This window comes from Burkholderia sp. HMSC10F09, assembly GCF_001806955.1.
GTDB classification, from domain to species: Bacteria; Pseudomonadota; Gammaproteobacteria; order Burkholderiales; family Burkholderiaceae; genus Burkholderia; species Burkholderia multivorans.
Map to the genome: position 1 here is coordinate 14,489 of NZ_KV786544.1, position 19,438 is coordinate 33,926.

19 protein-coding genes are annotated in these 19,438 nt (G+C 68.7%); 13 read left to right on the forward strand and 6 right to left on the reverse strand.

Annotated elements, in window-relative coordinates:
- Positions 1 to 15: 15 nt before the first annotated feature.
- Both tsaE and HMPREF3115_RS03845 read left to right on the forward strand, forming a co-directional pair.
- Entirely contained in the window at positions 16 to 570 is a 555-nt protein-coding gene (gene tsaE / locus HMPREF3115_RS03840) for a tRNA (adenosine(37)-N6)-threonylcarbamoyltransferase complex ATPase subunit type 1 TsaE (protein ID WP_053296908.1), read from the forward strand.
- On the forward strand, positions 552 to 2,069 hold the full coding sequence (locus tag HMPREF3115_RS03845) for an N-acetylmuramoyl-L-alanine amidase (protein ID WP_006406432.1): 1,518 nt from the start codon (positions 552 to 554) through the stop codon (positions 2,067 to 2,069). The genes tsaE and HMPREF3115_RS03845 overlap by 19 nt, the downstream gene beginning before the upstream one ends.
- A gap of 43 nt (positions 2,070 to 2,112) precedes the next feature.
- Here the strand turns inward: HMPREF3115_RS03845 and HMPREF3115_RS03850 are convergent, their stop codons facing one another.
- Entirely contained in the window at positions 2,113 to 2,991 is an 879-nt protein-coding gene (locus HMPREF3115_RS03850) for an EamA family transporter (RefSeq protein WP_175403825.1), read from the reverse strand.
- A 177-nt stretch (positions 2,992 to 3,168) separates the two neighbouring features.
- On the opposite strand from HMPREF3115_RS03850, the gene HMPREF3115_RS03855 reads away from it, so the two are divergent.
- Positions 3,169 to 4,050, forward strand: a complete 882-nt coding sequence (locus HMPREF3115_RS03855) for a pirin family protein (RefSeq protein WP_053296905.1) — start codon at positions 3,169 to 3,171, stop codon at positions 4,048 to 4,050.
- Between the two features lie 52 nt (positions 4,051 to 4,102).
- A complete protein-coding gene (gene trxA, locus HMPREF3115_RS03860) occupies positions 4,103 to 4,951 on the forward strand; it encodes a thioredoxin (RefSeq protein ID WP_006406435.1) in 849 nt (282 codons plus the stop codon).
- Positions 4,952 to 5,093: 142 nt separating this feature from the next.
- On the opposite strand, the gene tcdA is transcribed toward trxA, so the two are convergent.
- Complete coding sequence (gene tcdA / locus HMPREF3115_RS03865) at positions 5,094 to 5,951, reverse strand: tRNA cyclic N6-threonylcarbamoyladenosine(37) synthase TcdA (protein WP_006410798.1); 858 nt, start codon at positions 5,949 to 5,951, stop codon at positions 5,094 to 5,096.
- A gap of 126 nt (positions 5,952 to 6,077) precedes the next feature.
- Here tcdA and pdxH point away from each other — a divergent pair, with 126 nt between their 5' ends.
- The 3 genes from pdxH (at position 6,078) to HMPREF3115_RS03880 (ending at position 9,391) form a co-directional block, all read left to right on the forward strand.
- On the forward strand, positions 6,078 to 6,722 hold the full coding sequence (pdxH, locus tag HMPREF3115_RS03870; RefSeq protein WP_006406437.1) for a pyridoxamine 5'-phosphate oxidase: 645 nt from the start codon (positions 6,078 to 6,080) through the stop codon (positions 6,720 to 6,722).
- Between the two features lie 117 nt (positions 6,723 to 6,839).
- Positions 6,840 to 8,060, forward strand: coding sequence for an SAM-dependent methyltransferase (locus HMPREF3115_RS03875; RefSeq protein ID WP_006410800.1), 1,221 nt, complete (start codon positions 6,840 to 6,842; stop codon positions 8,058 to 8,060).
- 23 nt (positions 8,061 to 8,083) lie between these two features.
- Positions 8,084 to 9,391 carry a DUF72 domain-containing protein gene (locus tag HMPREF3115_RS03880; protein ID WP_053296903.1) on the forward strand — a complete coding sequence of 436 codons (1,308 nt, stop codon included), beginning with the start codon at positions 8,084 to 8,086 and terminating at the stop codon, positions 9,389 to 9,391.
- Between the two features lie 37 nt (positions 9,392 to 9,428).
- On the opposite strand, the gene msrA is transcribed toward HMPREF3115_RS03880, so the two are convergent.
- Entirely contained in the window at positions 9,429 to 9,989 is a 561-nt protein-coding gene (msrA, locus tag HMPREF3115_RS03885) for a peptide-methionine (S)-S-oxide reductase MsrA (RefSeq protein WP_006411420.1), read from the reverse strand.
- A 357-nt stretch (positions 9,990 to 10,346) separates the two neighbouring features.
- Here msrA and HMPREF3115_RS03890 point away from each other — a divergent pair, with 357 nt between their 5' ends.
- The 3 genes from HMPREF3115_RS03890 to HMPREF3115_RS03900 all read left to right on the forward strand — a co-directional run bounded on the left by HMPREF3115_RS03890 (position 10,347) and on the right by HMPREF3115_RS03900 (position 13,153).
- Positions 10,347 to 11,753, forward strand: coding sequence for a selenium-binding protein SBP56-related protein (locus tag HMPREF3115_RS03890; RefSeq protein WP_070553470.1), 1,407 nt, complete (start codon positions 10,347 to 10,349; stop codon positions 11,751 to 11,753).
- Positions 11,750 to 12,427, forward strand: coding sequence for a hypothetical protein (locus HMPREF3115_RS03895; RefSeq protein WP_006411423.1), 678 nt, complete (start codon positions 11,750 to 11,752; stop codon positions 12,425 to 12,427). Before HMPREF3115_RS03890 ends, HMPREF3115_RS03895 begins: the two co-directional genes overlap by 4 nt.
- Positions 12,428 to 12,643: 216 nt before the next feature.
- Positions 12,644 to 13,153 (forward strand): flavin reductase family protein, encoded by a 510-nt coding sequence (locus HMPREF3115_RS03900; RefSeq protein ID WP_006398466.1) that lies wholly within the window; start codon positions 12,644 to 12,646, stop codon positions 13,151 to 13,153.
- Here HMPREF3115_RS03900 and HMPREF3115_RS03905 read toward each other — a convergent pair.
- Positions 13,140 to 13,640 carry an Lrp/AsnC family transcriptional regulator gene (locus HMPREF3115_RS03905; RefSeq protein WP_006398465.1) on the reverse strand — a complete coding sequence of 167 codons (501 nt, stop codon included), beginning with the start codon at positions 13,638 to 13,640 and terminating at the stop codon, positions 13,140 to 13,142. The genes HMPREF3115_RS03900 and HMPREF3115_RS03905 overlap by 14 nt on opposite strands.
- Before the next feature lie 130 nt (positions 13,641 to 13,770).
- On the opposite strand from HMPREF3115_RS03905, the gene kynB reads away from it, so the two are divergent.
- From kynB to kynA, 3 genes are all read left to right on the forward strand, one after another.
- Positions 13,771 to 14,412, forward strand: a complete 642-nt coding sequence (gene kynB / locus HMPREF3115_RS03910; protein WP_006406444.1) for an arylformamidase — start codon at positions 13,771 to 13,773, stop codon at positions 14,410 to 14,412.
- A gap of 26 nt (positions 14,413 to 14,438) precedes the next feature.
- Positions 14,439 to 15,692 (forward strand): kynureninase, encoded by a 1,254-nt coding sequence (gene kynU, locus HMPREF3115_RS03915; protein WP_232356621.1) that lies wholly within the window; start codon positions 14,439 to 14,441, stop codon positions 15,690 to 15,692.
- A gap of 82 nt (positions 15,693 to 15,774) precedes the next feature.
- Complete coding sequence (gene kynA, locus HMPREF3115_RS03920; RefSeq protein WP_006406446.1) at positions 15,775 to 16,707, forward strand: tryptophan 2,3-dioxygenase; 933 nt, start codon at positions 15,775 to 15,777, stop codon at positions 16,705 to 16,707.
- A gap of 93 nt (positions 16,708 to 16,800) precedes the next feature.
- On the opposite strand, the gene HMPREF3115_RS03925 is transcribed toward kynA, so the two are convergent.
- Together HMPREF3115_RS03925 and HMPREF3115_RS03930 are read right to left on the reverse strand one after the other, a co-directional pair.
- Complete coding sequence (locus tag HMPREF3115_RS03925; protein WP_053296913.1) at positions 16,801 to 18,198, reverse strand: MFS transporter; 1,398 nt, start codon at positions 18,196 to 18,198, stop codon at positions 16,801 to 16,803.
- 248 nt (positions 18,199 to 18,446) lie between these two features.
- Entirely contained in the window at positions 18,447 to 19,379 is a 933-nt protein-coding gene (locus tag HMPREF3115_RS03930) for a ketopantoate reductase family protein (RefSeq protein ID WP_006406449.1), read from the reverse strand.
- Positions 19,380 to 19,438: the final 59 nt, after the last annotated feature.

Below are 19,438 nucleotides of genomic sequence, written 5' to 3' on the forward strand. Positions count from 1 at the left end.
CACTATTTTACGAGAATGCCAGCCACGCCCAGCCATCCGTCCCATGCCGTCACGCTGCCGGCCCCGCTCGCCGAGCGCGTGATCGCGCTGGCCGACGAAGCGGCGACCGAGGCGTTCGGCATCCGCTTCGCGCACGCGCTCGACGCGGCGCGCAGCGAACTCGCACGCGCCCACGCGTTCGACGGGCTGCAGATCCAGCTCGTCGGCGATCTCGGCGCCGGCAAGACGACCCTCGTGCGCGCGATCCTGCGCGGTCTCGGCCACCGCGGCCGCGTGCGCAGCCCGACCTACACGCTCGTCGAACCGTACGCGCTCGAACGCGACGACGGGGAACTCGAGGTCTATCACTTCGATCTGTATCGATTCAACGATCCGGCCGAATGGTCCGATGCAGGCTTTCGCGAATATTTCAATTCCAGCGCGATCTGTCTCGTCGAATGGCCGCAACAGGCGGGCACCCTGCTCGGCGTGCCCGATCTGGTCTTCTCGCTCGACGTGGACGGCGACGGCCGCGCCCTCACCGTCCGGGCGTATAGCGCTTCAGGAAACGCATGTCTCGAAAGATGTTGATCAAACCGTTCCGCTCGATCGAATCGGCGGCCACCGCGACGCACAACTGGCGGCGCCGTCAGATTCTTTGCGCGGGCGCCTCCACGCTGGTGCTCGGCCTCGTCGCGCCGCGGCTCGCGCACGCGTCGTCGGTGCTCGGCGTGCGCGTGTGGCCCGCACGCGATTACACGCGCGTGACGATCGAATCCGATCAGCCGCTGCAGAATAGCCAACAGCTGCTGCAGGGTCCCGACCGGCTCGTCGTCGACCTGACCGGCCTCGAACTCGACCAGGCGCTGCGCGACCTCGTGTCGAAGATCGCGCCGAACGATCCGCAGATTCAATCGGTGCGCGTCGGCCAGTATCAGCCGCACGTCGTGCGCATGGTGTTCGACCTGAAAGGCTCGGTGAAGCCGCAGGTGTTCACGCTGCCGCCGGTCGGCACCTACAAGTACCGGCTCGTGTTCGATCTGTATCCGGCCGTCGCGCCCGATCCGCTGACCGACCTGATCGCGCAGACCGAACGCAAGGAGCAGGCGTTGAACGATGCGGCGCGCGCGCAGCAGATGCAGCCGCCGACCGCGCTGAACGGCCCGGCGGCCGCGCCCGCGCCGAGCGACAACAGCGACGCGTTCTTCCAGCGCTTCGCGCAGAACACGCCGGCCGCGCCGCACACGCCGCCGGCCGCGCCTTCGGCGCCCGCGAAGCCGGCCGTCAAGCCGCCGCCCGTGATCGCGCGCCGCGACGACGGCGACGACGACGCCGATGCCTACAAGTTCACCGCGCCGAAGTCCGGCAAGGGCAGCACCGTGCGGCTGCTGACCGTCGCGATCGATCCGGGCCACGGCGGCGAGGATCCGGGCGCGATCGGCGGCGCCGGCACGTACGAGAAGCACATCGCGCTCGACATCGCGAAGAAGCTGCGCGCGAAGATCGATGCCGCGCCGAACATGCGCGCGATGATGACGCGCGACGCCGACTTCTTCGTGCCGCTGAACGTGCGCGTGCAAAAGGCGCGCCGCGTCGGCGCCGATCTGTTCGTGTCGATCCACGCCGACGCATTCACGACGCCGTCCGCGCGCGGCTCGTCGGTGTTCGCGCTGTCGGATCACGGCGCGTCGAGCGCGGCCGCGCGCTGGCTCGCGAACAAGGAGAACGCGTCCGATCTGATCGGCGGGATCAACATCAAGACGCAGGACGCGGCGGTGAGCCGCGCGCTGTTCGACATGTCGACCACGGCGCAGATCCGCGATTCGCTGCGCTACGGCAACTACGTGCTGAAGGAAGTCGGCAGCATCAACAAGCTGCACAAGGGCTCGGTCGAGCAGGCGGGATTCGCGGTGCTGAAGGCGCCCGACATTCCGTCGATCCTCGTCGAGACCGCGTTCATCAGCAACCCGGACGAAGAGCGCCGGCTCAACGACGACAGCTATCGCGACCAGATGGCCGACGCGATCTTCCGCGGCATCAAGCGCTACTTCGCCGCGAATCCGCCGCTCGCGAAGAACCGCATGGCCTGACGGCCGCATCGCCGCCGGCACGTCACGCGCGTGCCGGCGCGCCTCACGACGCCGCGAAGCGGCGCATCAGCTTCCCGCCGAAGACGTTCACCGCGAGCCCGCCCATCACGAGCGCCGCGCCGATCAGCTGCGCAGACGTCAGGTGCTCGTCGAGCAGCAGCGCGGACGATGCAAGCCCGACGATCGGCACCAGCAGCGAAAACTGCGCGACCTGCGCGGCCGGATAGCGCGACATCAGACGGCTCCAGAGCCCGTACCCGAGCAGCGTCGCAACGAACGCCAGATAGACGACCGCGAAGATCGACGAGACGTTGAGCGCGGCCAACGCGGCGCCGATTCGCTGCGGCCCTTCGAACCACAGCGACAGCACGAAGAACGGCACGGGCGGCACGAGGCTCGCCCAGACGACGAGCGACACGAGATTCGCGTTGCCGACCTTCTTCGTGACGATATTGCCGAACGCCCACATCGCCGCCGACGCGATCGTCAGCAGGAAACCGGCGAGCGTCATTGCGCGGCCGCCCTGCGATGCAATCACGACAAGCCCTGCGGCGGCGATCGCGAGACCGATCAGGTTCTGCACGCGCAGGCGCTCGCCGAGAAACAGCATCGCGAACACGAGCGTGAAGAACGCCTGCGACTGCAGCACGAGCGACGCGAGGCCGGCCGGCATCCCGACGTACATGCCGGTGAACAGAAACACGAACTGGCCGAGCTGGATCGTCGCGCCGTACAGCACGAGCATCCGCCACGGAATCTGCGGACGGCGCACGAAGAACACGGCCGGCACGGCCGCGAGCGTGAAGCGCAGCGCGCCGAGCAGCATCGGCGGCATCCCGTGCAGGCCGACCTTGATCACGACGAAGTTCACGCCCCATGCGAGGATCACGACCAACGCCAGCAACAAATCCTTCGGGGCCATCATCGGCGTCTCCTCGCGTGTCGAATGTCGTTCCGAAACGGCGAGTCTAACCGCGTTCGCGTGCGGCCCGCTCCGATACCCGCGTGGCGCGCGTGGAATCGCATCGGTGCGCAAGACGTGCGAATCGGCGCCGGCCGGTACAATGGTCCGCATCTTCGCCGCCCCACAGGACTCGCCATGACCGCCCCGATCCATGCCCTGCTGAAGCCGCACGTGCGCGACGTCGGCAACCTGCAGGTGCGCCGCACGCTGCCCGCGCTCGCCGCGCGGCTCGTCGGCCCGTTCATCTTCTTCGATCACATGGGGCCGGCCACGCTGCCGCCCGGCACCGGCCTCGACGTGCGGCCGCATCCGCACATCGGCCTGGCGACCGTCACCTACCTGTTCGACGGCGCGATCCTGCACCGCGACAGTCTCGGCTCGCTGCAGGAAATCGTGCCGGGCGACGTGAACTGGATGACGGCCGGCCGCGGGATCGTGCACTCGGAACGCACGCCGGCCGCGCAGCGCGCGAGCGGCCACACCGTGCACGGGATCCAGACCTGGGTCGCGCTGCCGCGCGCGCATGAAACCGTCGAGCCGTCGTTCGAGCACCATGCGGCCGACACGCTGCCGAAGCGCACCGAAAACGGCGTGTCGCTGACGGTGATCGCCGGCGACGCGTTCGGGCTGCGTTCGCCCGTCACGACGTTCTCGCGCACGCTCTACGTCGCGGCCGAGTTCGCGGCCGGCGGCCGCCTCGCGCTCGACGCATCGCACGAGGAGCGCGCGGTGTATGTGGTGGACGGCGATCTCGCGATCGACGGCACGCCGCTTGCGGCCGAGCAGATGGCCGTGCTCACGCCGGGCGCAAACGTCACGCTGACGAGCGACGGCGGCGCACGCGCGATGCTGCTCGGCGGCGACCGGATCGACGGCGAACGCTTCATCGAATGGAACTTCGTCGCGAGCAGCCGCGACGCGATCGAGCGCGCGAAGCTCGCATGGACGCGCCAGGAGATGGGCAAGGTGCCGGGCGAAACGGAATGGATTCCGTTACCGGAATCGAAGCCGCGTTGAAAAGCGCGCAAGCTGCCCCCAATCTGACGACATCCGAACCGCAGGGAACGACATGGACACCACGCTAGCCACTTTCGAAAGAGACGTCATCGAGGCGTCGCTGGACACGCCCGTGCTGGTCGACTTCTGGGCGCCGTGGTGCGGCCCGTGCAAGACGCTCGGCCCGCTCCTCGAAAAGCTCGAACGCGATTACGCGGGCCGCTGGAAGCTCGTGAAGGTGAACGTCGACGAGAACCAGGAACTCGCGGCGCATTTCCAGACGCGCAGCATTCCGCACGTGATCGCGTTCGCCGATGGTCGCCCCGTCGACCAGTTCATTGGCGTGCTGCCGGAAGGCCAGTTGCGCGCGTTCCTCGACCGGCTGCTGCCGGCGCCCGAAGAAGCCGAGCGCCGCGCCGCGCAGATCGCGATCGCGGAAGCGCGCTTCGACGACGGGCTCGCGCACCTCGAAGCGGCGCTCGCGCTGAATCCCGGTTTCGACGATGCGCGGCTCGACCTGATCGAATTGCTCCTCGCGAGCAACCGGATCGACGACGCGCGCGCGGAAGCCGAGCGGCTGTCGCCGCAAACGGTGCAGGGCGCCGATCCGCGCTATCAGGCCATCAAGACCCGTTTCGACGCGCTCGACGCAACGGCCGACCTGCCGCCGACCGACGCGCTCGAAGCGCGCATCGCGGCGAATCCCGGCGATCTCGACGCGCGTTTCGATCTCGCGCAAAGCCTGATCGCGCGGCGCGCATACGAAGGCGCGCTCGAGCAGCTGCTGGAAATCGTCACGCGCGACCGCACGTATGGCGACGACCTCGGCCGCCGCACGATGATCTCGGTGTTCGAGCTGGCCGCCGACCGGCCGGATCTCGTCGCCGCGTGGCGACGCAAGCTGAGCATGGCGCTCAACTGAGCGCGGCAGGCGGGAAGCCGGGCGCCGCAGCGGCCGGCCTTCTGCTTGCGCGCACGCTGCTCCTGCGCTGTTCGCACGCACCGCTGTCGCGCGGCGTGTGCTCGCTCCCGGCCGGCGCGCAACGCCGGCGCCCTCTCCCCTGCTACCCCGCCGCGCGCGCTGCGATCGCGCGCAACGCATGCGCGGCCGCCGCGAACCCGAAGCTCGCCGTCACGCAGACGCTCGAACCGAATCCCGCGCAGTTCAGCCCCGCGACGTGCGCGGCCGTCGACGGCTCCGCGCCGTCCTCGATATCGCACGCGGGCGCGTCCGGATAGATCAGCGGCTCGTCCGAATAAACGGCGCTGACCTTGAAGCGCGCCTTGGGCCCGCGCGGAAAGCCGTGCTGCTTGCGCAGCTGCGCGCGCACCTTCGAGAGCAGCGGATCCTGGATCGTCAGCGCGAGATCGTCGATGCGAATGCGCGTCGGGTCGAGCTGGCCGCCCGCCCCGCCGACCGTCACGAGCGGCTGCCCTTTCGCGACGCACCATGCGATCAGCGCGACCTTCGTGCGCACGCTGTCGATCGCATCGATCACGTAGTCGAAGCCGCCGCCGAGCAGCGCGTCGAAGTTGTCCGGTTCCGCGAAATCCTCGATGCGGTTCACGCGGCAGGCGCGATCGATCAGCGCGATGCGCTCGGCCATCGCATCGACCTTCGGCTTGCCGTAATTGCCGTCGAGCGCGTGGATCTGCCGGTTGGTATTGCTCTCCGCGACGTTGTCGAGATCGATCAGCGTCAGCGTACCGATCGCGCTGCGCGCGAGCGCCTCGGCCGTCCACGAGCCGACGCCGCCGATGCCGATCACCGCGACATGCGCGCGCTCGAACGCAGCGAGCGCCGGTGCGCCGTACAGCCGCGCGATGCCGCCGAAGCGCCGCGCGCGATCCGCGTCAAGCTGGATCGTCGGGCTCGGGGTAAGATCGGAGAAATTCGGCGGGACGGTGTCGGCGGCTGACATGAAGAAAGAAAAACGTAAGTCGTACAGCCTCTATTTTGCCTGATCTCCCCGCCGCGACGCGCCGCTGTGCACGCACGATTCTTCCGCGTTCGCTATACTGGCCCCCGATTGAAGCGTTTGCATAACATGACGACACTCGCCGATCTCCGCATCAACTATTCGCGCGCTTCGCTCGACGAAGCCGATGCCGCCCCCGATCCGTTCGCCCAGTTCGACCGCTGGTTCAACGAGGCGCTCGCCGCCAAGCTTCCGGAGCCGAACACGATGACGCTCGCGACTGTCGGTGCCGACGGCCGGCCGTCGGCGCGCATCGTGCTCGTCAAGGGCGTCGACGAGCGCGGGTTCGTCTTCTTCACCAACTACGAAAGCCGCAAGGGCCGCGATCTCGCTGCGCATCCGTACGCCGCGCTGCTGTTCTACTGGATCGAGCTCGAGCGCCAGGTGCGCATCGAAGGCCGCGTCGAGAAGACGAGCGCCGACGAAAGCGATCGCTATTTCGCCTCGCGTCCGGTCGGCTCGCGCATCGGTGCATGGGCGTCCGAGCAGAGCGCCGTGATCGACAGCCGCGCGACGCTCGAAGCGCGCGAGAAAGCATTCAGCGAGCGCTACGGCGACGACCCGCCGCGCCCGCCGCACTGGGGCGGCTACCGCGTCGTGCCCGATACGCTGGAATTCTGGCAGGGCCGCCCGTCGCGGCTGCACGATCGTCTGGTCTACACGCGCGATGCCGCGGCACCGCACGGCTGGACGATCTCGCGACTGTCGCCGTAAGCGCGGCGCCGGCGTGCCGCCGGCCGCATCACGTGTTGCATCCGGGCGCGTCGCAGCGCGGCGCGCCGGTCAAGATACTTGGCTGTATTCGATTCAACGAACACACGGAGAATCCAAATGTTCTGGGAAAAGAAGCTGGCACAGTGGGCGGACGAAGTACGGGCGAAGGCGAACATACCGGCGCGCCTCGTGCTGTGGAATGGCGAACAACTCGATTTCGGCAATTTCAGCGCGCCGCAGGTCACGCTGAAGGTCAACAACGCGTCGGCGCTGCCGCTGCTGCTCGAACCGAGCCTCGACAATCTCGGCGAGGCGTACGTGAAGGGCAAGATCGACATCGAAGGCAAGCTGTCGGACATCATCAACATCGGCTATTCGCTCGCGCGCAGCACCGTCACGAGCGCGAGCAAGCTCGCGCGCGTGAAGCGCTACTTCAATCACACGAAGAGCACCGACAAGAAGGCGATCCAGTACCACTACGACGTGTCGAACGAGTTCTACAAGCTGTGGCTCGACGAGAACATGGTGTATTCGTGTGCGTACTTCGAGAACGGCGACGAGGATCTCGGCACCGCGCAGATCAAGAAGATCGACCACATCCTGACGAAGATCCGCCTCGAGCCCGGCCAGCGGCTGCTCGACATCGGCTGCGGCTGGGGCGCGCTCGTGCTGCGCGCCGCGCAGAAGTTCGGTGCGCAGTGCGTGGGCGTCACGCTCTCGCAGAACCAGTTCGATCTCGCGACCGAACGCGTGAAGGCGGCCGGCCTGGAGGATCGCATCGAGATCCGCCTGCAGGACTATCGCGAGATCGAAGGCCAGTTCGATCGCATCACGAGCGTCGGGATGTTCGAGCACGTCGGCCGCAAGAACCTGCCGCTGTACTTCTCGCGGATCCGCGAACTGCTCGTCGACGACGGCATCGCGATGAACCACGGCATCACGTCGACCGACGCGGAAAGCGGCGAAACGGCGCTCGGCGGCGGCGAATTCATCGACCGCTACGTGTTCCCGGACGGCGAGCTGCCGCACATCAGCCTCGCGCTCGAAGCGGCGCAGCGCGGCGGCCTCGAGGCCGTTGACATCGAAAGCCTGCGGCGACACTATGCGCGCACGCTGGAGATCTGGACCGAGAACTTCGAAGCGAAGGCCGACGAGGCGCGCAAGCTCGTCGACGACGAAAAATTCCGCATCTGGCGCGTCTATCTGGCCGGCTGCGCCTATGCCTTCGAACACGACGACGTGTCGATCTTCCAGATCGTGTGCCGCAAGGCCGGCCGCAGCGCGAAAACGCTGCCGTGGTCGCGGCGCTATATGTACGAACATGCGCTGCCGCGCTAGGCGGCGCTTCACGCAGGGCATGCATGGGTGACGGCAGCACGCGGCGCAGCAGCACGCCGCAGCGACGGCAAGACGAAGCGCACGACGCGCGCGCCGACGGGCAGTTCGATCTGTTCGGCGCGCTGCCGTCGCCGGACGATGCGCACGCGTCGTCACACGACGCAGCCGATACCGACGATGCACGGGCGCACGCGACGCGCGCGCCGCGTGCGCCGAAGCCTGCCCGACCGAGCGCCGCATCCGACGCGGGCAACGCCGCACGCGACGACGAAGCGGCCGCACCGCCGTCTACCGGCATGCTCTGGGACGATCCCGCGCCGCCGCCCGAACCGCGCAAGCGCGCGCGACGACGCGGCGTGCCGCCTGCGCCGGTCGCGCCCGAGGTCGCCGCCGCGGCCGCCGCATTGCCGCCGAACGTGCGGCTCGGCACGTCGTCGTGGTATTTCCCCGGCTGGAACGGCATCGTCTTCGACGGCGATTTCGCACAGACGAAGCTGTCGCGCGAAGGACTCGAAGCGTACGGCGCGCATCCGCTCCTGAAAAGCGTAAGCCTCGACCGGTCGTTCTACGCGCCGCTGTCCGTCGCCGACTATCTGCGCTACGCCCAGCAGGTGCCCGACGATTTCCGCTTCGTCGTGAAGGCGCCCGCGTCGGTCACCGATGCGGTCGTGCGCGGCCATCGCGGCGAGCCGTCCGGACCGAATCCGACCTTCCTCGATGCGTCGCTCGCCGCCGACGAGTTCGTGCGTCCGTGCCTCGAAGGACTCGGCAAGAAGGCGGGCGTGCTCGTGTTCCAGTTCTCGCCGCTGCCCGACCGGTTGCTGGCCGAGCCCGCCGCGCTGATCGAGCGGTTGTCGGCGTTCTTCGCGGCGCTGCCGCCGTTGCCGCCCGAGGCAGACGGTCCGCGCTACGCGATCGAGATCCGCGACGCGAGCCTGCTCACGCCGCGCTTCATCCGCACGCTCGCCGCGCACGGCGTGCGCTACTGCGTGGGCCTGCACGCGCGGATGCCCGATCCGCTGCGCCAGGCAGCCGCGCTCGCGCTGCTCGACGGCGACGCACCGGGGCCGCTGATCGTGCGCTGGAGCCTGCACGGCGGCTTCAAGTACGAACAGGCGAAAGCGAAGTACGAACCGTTCGACAAGCTCGTCGACGAAGATCCGGCCACGCGGTCGGCGCTTGCCGAACTGGCCGCCCGCTATGCGCTCGCCGGGCAGCCGGTGATCATCACGATCAACAACAAGGCCGAAGGCTCCGCGCCGCTGTCGTGCATCGCGCTCGCGCGGGAGATCGCGGCGGCCTGCGCGCGCTGGCGCAGCGAAGCCGCGTAGCGCGAGCGCGCCACGCGACAACGGTGCGCAGCGCCGCTTACGCGCCGCGCTGCGACTTCAGCCGGTGCGCGAATTTCTGGCGGAACTTCGCGAGCTTCGGCCCGATCACGACTGCGCAATAGCCCTGCCCCGGATTGCGCGCGTAATAGTTCTGGTGATAGTCCTCGGCCGGCCAGTAGTTGCCGTCGAGCGGCACGACTTCGGTGACGATCGGCTGCCCGAACACCTGTTCGCGCTCGAGCTCGCGGATCACGTCGAGCGCGGTGTCGCGCTGCGCGTCCGAATGCGTGAACACGACCGAGCGGTACTGCGTACCGACATCGTTGCCCTGCCGGTTCAGCTGCGTCGGATCGTGCGTCGCGAAGAAGATTTCCAGAATCTCGCGGTAGCCGATACGCGACGGGTCGAACGTCACGTTGACGACTTCCGCGTGACCGGTGTCGCCGTCGCAGACGTCGCGATAGCCGGGATTGCGCGTATGACCGCCCGCATAGCCGGACTGCACGGCCGTCACGCCGTCCACGTCGAGAAACACGGCCTCCGTGCACCAGAAGCACCCGCCTCCGAGCGTCGCCGTTTCAAGCATCTCGTTCGCCATCGAATCCACTCCTGTCAATGAACGAAGCCGGCATGCGCGCCGGCTCGTCCGATCGGTTTCGCCGTTCCGGACCCTTTCCGTCCGCAACGGCCGCTGCGGCAAGTATCGCACTCGCACGCGAAGCCGGCACGCCGCCGCGCGCCCGGCTCGCCGCGCGTTTCTCGACTACACTTAGGCACGCGTCATCATCGCGCCCGGTGCCGCCATGCCGGCGTGCGCGACGATACGTTCGACGTCTGCCTGAACATCGTTCCGTCTGCGCGCGCAGCAGCCGGCCGCGATCGCGCGATTGCCTGCCGAAGCGCCGAATTGCCGAATTGCCGCGCCGACGCGCGCGCATCACCGAGGGGGCTTCTCATGAACATGCGGCCTGACCCGACGTTTCACGCATCGCCCGAGCTCGCGATGCAGGCACCGCCCGAAGCATTCGCCTATACGTTGTTGCTGAGTCCCGATTTTTCCAGACCCGACGCGCTCGCCGTGATCGACGTGCAGCACGGCTCGCCGACCTACGGCAAGATCGTGCATACGGTCACGATGCCGAATACCGGCGACGAGTTTCACCACTTCGGCTGGAATGCATGCTCGTCCGCGCTGTCGCCGCTCACGGGCCATGCGTTTCTCGAGCGCCGCTATCTGATCATCCCCGGCCTGCGTTCGTCGCGCGTCTACGTGATCGACACGAAACCGCATCCGACGCAGGCGCGCATCCACAAGATCGTCGAGCCCGACGAGATCTTCCGCAAGACCGGCTATTCGCGCCCGCATACCGTGCATTGCGGCCCGGAAGGCATCTACGTCAGCACGCTCGGCGGCGCGGGCAAGGACGGCACCGACGGCGCGCCCGGCATCTTCATCATGGACTGCGAGACGTTCGACGTGCTCGGCCGCTGGGAGATCGATCGCGGGCCGCAGGACAAGCATTACGACTTCTGGTGGAACCTGCCGCGCGACTACATGGTGTCGAGCGAATGGGCGCTGCCGCCGCAGTTCGAGAATGGCATCGTGCCCGACGACCTGCTCGCGAACCGGTACGGACACCGGCTGCATTTCTGGGATCTGCGCGCGCGGCGCAACGCGCAGACGATCGATCTCGGCGCGCATCATCAGATGGCGCTCGAAGTGCGGCCCGCGCACGATCCGGTGCGCGAATACGGATTCGTCGGCGTCGTGATCGACACGACCAATCTCGAAGGCTCGATATGGACGTGGTGGCGCGAAGGCGGCACGTTCCACGCGAAAAAGACCGCGACGATCGCGCCCGAGCCGGCCGCGGCCGACGAATTGCCGCCGCTGCTGAAGCCGTTCGGCGCGGTGCCGCCGCTCGTCACCGACATCGATCTGTCGCTCGACGACCGCTTTCTCTACGTGTCGTGCTGGGGCACCGGCGAGATGCGTCAGTACGACGTGTCCGATCCGCACCATCCGAGGCTCGCGGGCTCGGTACGAATCGGCGGCATCGCGCGCCGCGCGCCGCATCCGAACGGCCGCCCGTTCGCCGGCGGCCCGCAGATGGTTGAGATCAGCCGCGACGGCCGGCGCGTGTACTGGACCAATTCGCTCTACTCGACGTGGGACGACCAGTTCTATCCGGACGGCGTGCCGGCCGCGCAGGTGCTCGCCCACGCGGGCCCGGACGGCGGGCTGACGCTGGCCGACGACTTCTGGGTCGAATTCCCCGACGGCTATCGCGCACATCAGATCCGGCTCGAAGGCGGCGACTGTTCGACCGACTCGTTCTGCTATCCGTCGGTCGGACGTTGAGCGGCGCGCTCGATCCGCACGCCGCGCCGCAGCTCGCGCTGTGGGCGGCCGTCGCTGCAAGCGGCGTCTATCACGGGCTCAATCCCGCGATGGGATGGCCGCTCGCCGTGTCGAACGCGCTGATGGCGCGACGCGCCCGCGCGCTCGTCGCGGCCCTCGGCTACCTCGCACTCGGGCATGCGCTTGCCGTCTTCGCGGTGATGCTGCCGTTCGGACTGCTTGCCGCGCTACTCGCCTGGCAAGCGACGATCCGCATCGGTGCGAGCGCCGTCGTGATCGGCTTCGGCATCGCGCTGCTGATGCGGCGGCGACACCCGCGCGCGCTCGCGCGAATCGCGCCGGCGCGGCTCGGCTTATGGTCGTTCGCCATCGCGATCGCGCATGGGGCCGGGCTGATGCTCGTGCCGATCTATCTCGGACTCTGCGGGCTCGATGACGATCCCGGTCATCGCGCGGCCGCCGCGCTCGCGGCGCTGCACGTCGGGATGGCGCTCACGGTGGCGGCAGTCCACGCGGCCGCGATGATCGCCACCGGCGGCGCGCTCGCGTGGCTCGTGTACCGCTACGTCGGGCTCGCGTTCGTGTCGAAGAGCTGGTTCAATCTCGACGCGGTATGGGCGTCGAGCCTGATCGTGATCGGCGCGCTGTCGCTGGGATTTGCGGCGACGCAGTAACGCAGCGGCGGCCTGCGCCGCGGGCCCGCTTGCTGTGTTCGCTACGTCACGCTCGCGGCGCGATGCGCGGCCGGACGCGGCCCGCCGGGCGCGATTCCGCTAAAATCGCGGCATGCGCACCACTTCCCATGCCACCGCCTCGCCGCCTTTCGTCCGTCGCGCCTGCCGCCGTTGCCGCGCGACGCATCCGTCCGCTTCGTCCGGAAGGGTGGCGCGATGAGCCGGGCCAATCCGCCGGACTTCGATTCGGCCGCCTTCCGGCAGGCGCTCGGCCAGTTCGCGACCGGCGTGACCGTCATCACGACGCGCGCGCCGTCCGGCCAGCTGATCGGCATCACCGCAAGCTCGTTCAATTCGGTGTCGCTCGACCCGCCGCTCGTGTTGTGGAGCCTTGCGCACAAATCGGCGTCGATGCCGGTGTTCCGCAACAACAGCCATTACGTCGTGAACGTGCTCGCGGCCGCGCAGCTCGACCTGTGCATGCGCTTTTCGAGCTACAAGGGCGACCGCTTCGAAGGCATCGCGCACGCGGCCGGCAACTCGGGCATGCCCGTGCTCGACGGTGCGCTCGCCTGGTTCGAATGCCACAACCGCAGCCGCTATGACGAAGGCGACCACGTGATCTTCGTCGGCGAAGTCGAACGCTGCGGCGTACGCACGCCGCAGAACGCGACACCGCCGCTCGTGTTCCACGGCGGCGGCTTTCACGGTCTCACACCGCTCTGATCGGGCCGGTGCGCGCGAGCCCGACCGGCGCACCCGCTTCGTCCTTCAGCGTCTGCAGCACGATGTTCGAACGGATGTCCATCACGCCCGGCGCCTTGTACAGCCGGTTCAGCACGAAATCGGAATAGTGCTTCAGGTTGTGCGCGAGCACCCGCAGCAGATAGTGGCTCTCGCCCGTCACGACGAACGCGCCCACCACCTCCGGCCATTCGCGCAACGCCTCCGCGAACCGTTCGTGCCACTGGTTCTCCTCGTTGCGCATCGACACCTGCACGAACGCCTCGAGCTCGAACCCGAGCTTCTCGCGGCTCAGGCACGCGCGGTAGCGCTCGATGACGCCCTGCTCCTCGAGCAGCCGCATCCGTCGCAGGCACGCGGACGGCGACAGCGAAATCCGTTCCGCGAGATCGAGATTGCTGATTCTGCCCTCTTCCTGCAGCACGGCCAGGATCCGGCAGTCGGTAGCGTCCAGCGTGATCGCGTGCATTTTTGGTCCCCCTTTTCCCTCTGATTCGAATTATCTGCCAATCGAGCGGATTGTCCATGTTTATTTCGCAAGCACTTTCTGCAAGCGTCCGCCTATCATTCGAAGGATCGATTCATCGCTTCGTCATGCCATGGACATACTCTGGGACATCTCCCCGCCCATCAGCGCCGCCACGCCCGTGTGGCCGGGCGACACGCCGGTGTCGGTCGAGCGCGTCTGGCGGATCGAGACCGGCTCGCCCGTCAACGTCGCGCGGCTGACGCTATCGCCGCATACCGGCGCGCACTGCGACGCGCCGCTGCACTACGATGCGGACGGCGCGGCGATCGGCGCCGTGCCGCTCGACACCTATGTCGGCCCGTGCCGCGTGATCCACTGCATCGGCGCGTCGCCGGTCGTGCGGCAGGCCGACGTCGCGACCGCGCTCGACGGCGTACCGCCGCGCGTGCTGCTGCGCACCTACGCGAATGCGCCGACCGCGCACTGGGACAGCGCGTTCTGCGCGGTCGCACCGGACACCGTCGATCTGCTTGCCGCGCACGGCGTGAAGCTGATCGGCATCGACACGCCGTCGCTCGATCCGCAGGAATCGAAGACGATGGACGCGCACCACCGCGTGCGCGCCCACCGGATGGCGATCCTCGAAGGCATCGTGCTCGACGAGGTGCCGCCCGGCGACTATGAATTGATCGCCCTGCCGCTCAAATTCGCGACGCTCGACGCGAGCCCCGTGCGCGCCGTCCTGCGGGCGCTGCCCGCGCGCGCCGCCTGATTCTTTCGACCGACGAACCCACCATGATGATCAAGACCCGTGAAGATGCGCTCGCGCTCGATCGCGACGATCCGCTTGCCCCGTTGCGCAGCCAGTTCGCGCTGCCCGACGGCGTGATCTACCTCGACGGCAACTCGCTCGGCGCGCAGCCTCGCGCGGCGGCCGCACGTGCGCAACAGGTCATCGGCGCCGAATGGGGCGAAGGCCTGATCCGCAGCTGGAACACCGCAGGCTGGTTCGCGCTGCCGCGCCGGCTCGGCGACAAGCTCGCGACGCTGATCGGCGGCGCGCCCGGCGAAACGGTCGTGACCGACACGATTTCGATCAACCTGTTCAAGCTGCTGTCGGCGATGCTGCGCCACCAGGCCGAACGCGCGCCCGAGCGCCGCGTGATCGTGTCGGAGCGTTCGAACTTCCCGACCGATCTCTATATCGCGCAAGGGCTCATCGAGCAGCTCGGCGGCGACTACGAACTGCGCCTGATCGACGATCCCGCCGAGCTGCCCGACGCGCTCGGCGCGGACACCGCCGTCGCGATGATCACGCACGTGAACTACCGCACCGGCTACATGCACGACATGGCCGCCGTCACGCAGCTCGCGCACGATGCTGGCGCGCTGATGCTCTGGGACCTCGCCCATTCGGCCGGTGCGGTTCCGGTCGACCTGAACGGCGCGCATGCGGACGGCGCGGTCGGCTGCACGTACAAGTATCTGAACGGCGGCCCCGGCTCGCCGGCATTCGTGTGGGTGCCGCAGCGCCACCACGCGCATTTCTCGCAGCCGCTGTCCGGCTGGTGGGGCCATCGCGCGCCATTCGCGATGCAGCCCGGCTTCGCGCCCGACCCCGGCATCGCGCGCTTCTTGTGCGGCACGCAGCCGATCGTGTCGATGTCGATGGTCGAATGCGGGCTCGACGTGTTCCTGCAGACCGACATGCAGGCGATCCGCCGCAAGTCGCTCGCGCTGACCGACGCGTTCATCGCGCTCGTCGAGGCGCGCTGCGCGGGCCGCTCGCTGAAGCTCGTCACGCCGCGCGCGCACCATCAGCGCGGTTCGCAGGCGAGCTTCGAGCATCCGCACGGCTATGAAGTGATGCAGGCGCTGATCGCGCGCGGCGTGATCGGCGACTACCGCGAGCCGTACGTGCTGCGCTTCGGCTTTACGCCGCTCTATACGCGCTTCGTCGACGTGTGGGATGCCGTCGAAACGCTGCGCGAGATTCTGGACACCGACGCGTGGAAGGCGCCCGAGTACGCCGAGCGCGGCGCGGTGACCTGATCGCCAGCCGCCGCGGGCGCGCGAGCAGTGCGCGCCGCGCCCCCGTCATTCAATCGTGGAGACACTCGTGAATTCTGGTCATATGCAGCCGCCCGGCAACGATGCGCCGGCGGGCTGCCCGTTTTCGGGCGCACGCGCGCAAGGTACGCAAGCCGCGCACGAGGCGCCGCACGTGCCGGGCGACGCCGGCGAGCAAGCCGGCTGGCACAACGCACAGCTCGATTTTTCGAAGTCGATGAGCTACGGCGACTACCTGTCGCTGAATGCGATTCTGAACGCGCAGCATCCGCTGTCGCCCGATCACAACGAGATGCTGTTCATCATCCAGCATCAGACGAGCGAGCTGTGGATGAAGCTCGCGCTGTTCGAACTGCGCGGCGCGCTCGATGCGGTGCGCGGCGATGCGCTGCCGCCCGCGTTCAAGATGCTCGCACGCGTCTCGCGGATCCTCGAGCAGCTCGTGCAGGCGTGGAACGTCCTGTCGACGATGACGCCGTCCGAGTACTCGGCGATGCGACCGTATCTCGGCCAGTCGTCGGGCTTCCAGTCGTACCAGTACCGGCAGCTCGAATTCCTGCTCGGCAACAAGAACGCGCAGATGCTGCAGCCGCACGCGCACCGGCCCGACATCCTCGAACAGGTGCGCGCGACACTCGACGCGCCGTCGTTCTACGACGAGGTCGTGCGTCTGCTCGCGCGGCGCGGGTTCCCGATCGCGCCGTCGCGGCTCGACCGCGACTGGCGACAGCCGACGCAGCACGACGAAACCGTCGAGGCCGCGTGGCTCGAGGTGTACCGGCATCCGCAGCAGCACTGGGAGCTGTACGAGATGGCCGAGGAACTCGTCGATCTCGAGGACGCGTTCCGCCAGTGGCGCTTCCGGCACGTGACGACGGTCGAGCGCATCATCGGCTTCAAGCAGGGCACCGGCGGCACGAGCGGCGCGCCGTATCTGCGCAAGATGCTCGACGTCGTGCTGTTCCCCGAGCTCTGGCACGTGCGCACGACGCTGTAACGCCTGACGCTCCCGCCGCCCGGTAGCATCCGGTGGCACCCGGCGGCATCGGGCAAGCAGCGCGAATGTGCAGTGCATGCGCGCTGCCCGCCGTCACGGCGACGTGCGAACCAGCTCCTCCCGCTCGCGCGGCTGCGCCGGCTCGCGCGACAGCTTCGGGATATGCCGCCGCACGACCAGCAGCGCGACGCAGACGATGCCCATCGCGATGGCCAGCATCGTCAGATACGCGGTTGCGCCGCCCGTCGTGATCACGAACGCACCGGCGAACGCGCTGAGGATGGCACCGAGCCGGCCGAACGCGAGCGCGCTCGCGGTGCCGGTCGCGCGCACCGCCGTCGGGTAGATGTACGCGCACAGCGCATACATCGTCGACTGCACCGCGTTGACGAACAGGCCGTGCGCGCCGAGCCCGACGATCAGCCAGCGCGTATGGCTGCCCGCATCGACGCTCATCAGCCACAGCGCGCTCGCCGCGCCGCCGACGCTGCACAGCACGAGCGGCCAGCGCGAACCGACACGTGCGATCGTCCATGCGCACAGCAGCGCGCCGATCACGCCGCCGAGGTTGTATGCGGTGAGCCCCGCGCCTGCGAGCGACACGCTGAGCCCGCTCGCGGCGAGCATCGTCGGCAGCCAGCTGAAGGCCGCATACACGGCGAGCAGACACATGAAGAACGCGCACCACAGCGCGATCGTGTCGCGCGCCTGGCCGCCCGCGAACAGCGAGCGGAACCCGCCGCTGCCGCCCTGCGCCTGCGCGTCCCTCAAATCGGTGAACACGGTGCCCGCCGCGACCGGACGCTTCATGCGCGCCAGCAGCGCGCCGAGCTCGGCCCAGCGTGCGGGACGCCGCGCGAGGTAGCGCGGCGATTCGGGCAACGCCGCCGCCAGCACGAAGCCGAGCACGAGCGGCAGCGCGCCGCCCGCGAAGAACAGCGTGCGCCACCCGTAGCGCGGCAGCACTTCGTGGGCGAACAGGCCGGCGAGCATGCCGCCGAGCGGCACGCAGACGATCGTCGCGGTGACCATCATCGTGCGGCGCCGCGCGGGCGTGTATTCGGCGGTCATCGTGGTCGCGGTCGGCAGGGCGCCGCCGATGCCGAGACCGGCGACGAAGCGCAGCGCGGCGATCGTCTCGACGTTGTGCGCGAGCCCGATCGCGCAGGTCGCCGCGCCGAACAGGAACACGCTGCCGAGCACCGCGCCGCGCCGGCCGAAACGGTCGGCAACGAGCCCCGCGCAGGCGCTGCCGATGCCCATCCCGATCAGCCCCGCCGCGACGGCCGGTGCAAATGCGCCGCGCGTGATGCCCCATTCCTTGATCAGCACCGGAATCGCGAAGCCGATCAGCTGGCCGTCGAAGCCGTCGAGCACGATCGAGAGCGCGGCCAGCAGTACCACGCATTTCTGCATCGTCGTAAAAGGACCGTCGTCGAGCGTTGCGCCGATGTCGACGGCGGGTGCGGCAGCGTCGTCGCGCGTGCTCATGCGTGCCTCCATCCCGCGCGCGGCGCAACCGTGCGCAGGCCATGCGCGTCCAAACTGCGGCAATCGAGTGCTTTCATCCTGTCTCCCTCCGATGCTTCCAGTCGGCCCGCGCCGGCGCCGCGGCGCCGATGCGGACCCCGTGCCTCGCACGCCAGTTCGTGCCAGGCGAGATGACGATCCGGCGCCGTGGCCATGCCCGGCGCTCTTGTGTCTCGTCGCGCGGCGCAAGCCGGCCGCCGGCGTGACGCTCAGCCCGCTTGCGCGTCGATCACGCGCACCAGACTCAGCATCGTTTCGGTATGCGGGACCGCCAGCCCGACCTCGCGCGCGGCGGCGACCACCTTGCCGCCGATCGCATCGATCTCGGTGCGGCGGCCCGCGAGTACGTCCTGCAGCATCGACGGGCGATGGCCGCGATGTTCGCGGATCGCATGATCGACGTTGCGCGCGATGCGCGCCGCATCGACCGCGATGCCCTTCGCCCGCGCGACGGCGGCCGTCTCGGCGACGATCGCCTGCGCGAGGCGCGGCCCGTCGTGATGTTCGCCGAGCTGGTCGACGGTGCAGCGCGTCACCGCGCAGAGCGTGTTGAGCGCCGCGTTGAACGCGACCTTCTCCCAGATCGCGGCCCACACGTCCGCATCGAGCGTGCAGGCGAGCCCCGCGCGCGACAGCGCGTCGGCCACCGCCGCCGCGAACGGGCTCGCCGCGCCGTCGGCCGTCATCATGCGGATCGTGCCCGCGCCGTGCGAGTGCACGTGCGCAGGCCCGGCCAGATCGGCCGGCCAGGTCGTGACACCGACGAGGATCCGCTCGAGCGGCACGAACGCATTGAGCGTCTCGACATTGCCGAGCCCGTTCTGCAGCGTCAGCACATGCGTGCGCGGCGTCAGCAGTGCGCGCACGCCGTCGAGCGCGACGCGCGTATGCAGCGACTTCGTGAAGACGATCAGCAGATCGAACGGTGTGTCGGCCGACGCATTCGCGGCCTCGGGCCGCAGCGCCTGCAACGTCGTGACGCGGCGCTCGCCGCGGTCGTCGTCGATGCGCAGCCCGTCGCGACAAATCGCGTCGAGATGCGCGTCGTTGACGTCGATCAGCGTGACGTCCTCGCCGCTTTCCGCGAGCAGGCCGCCGAACAGCGAGCCCATCGCGCCCGCGCCCAGAATCGCGATTCTCATGGTCGGCGGCCTCTCAGAACGGATAGTGACGCGGCGCGGTCTGCACGGTGATCCAGCGC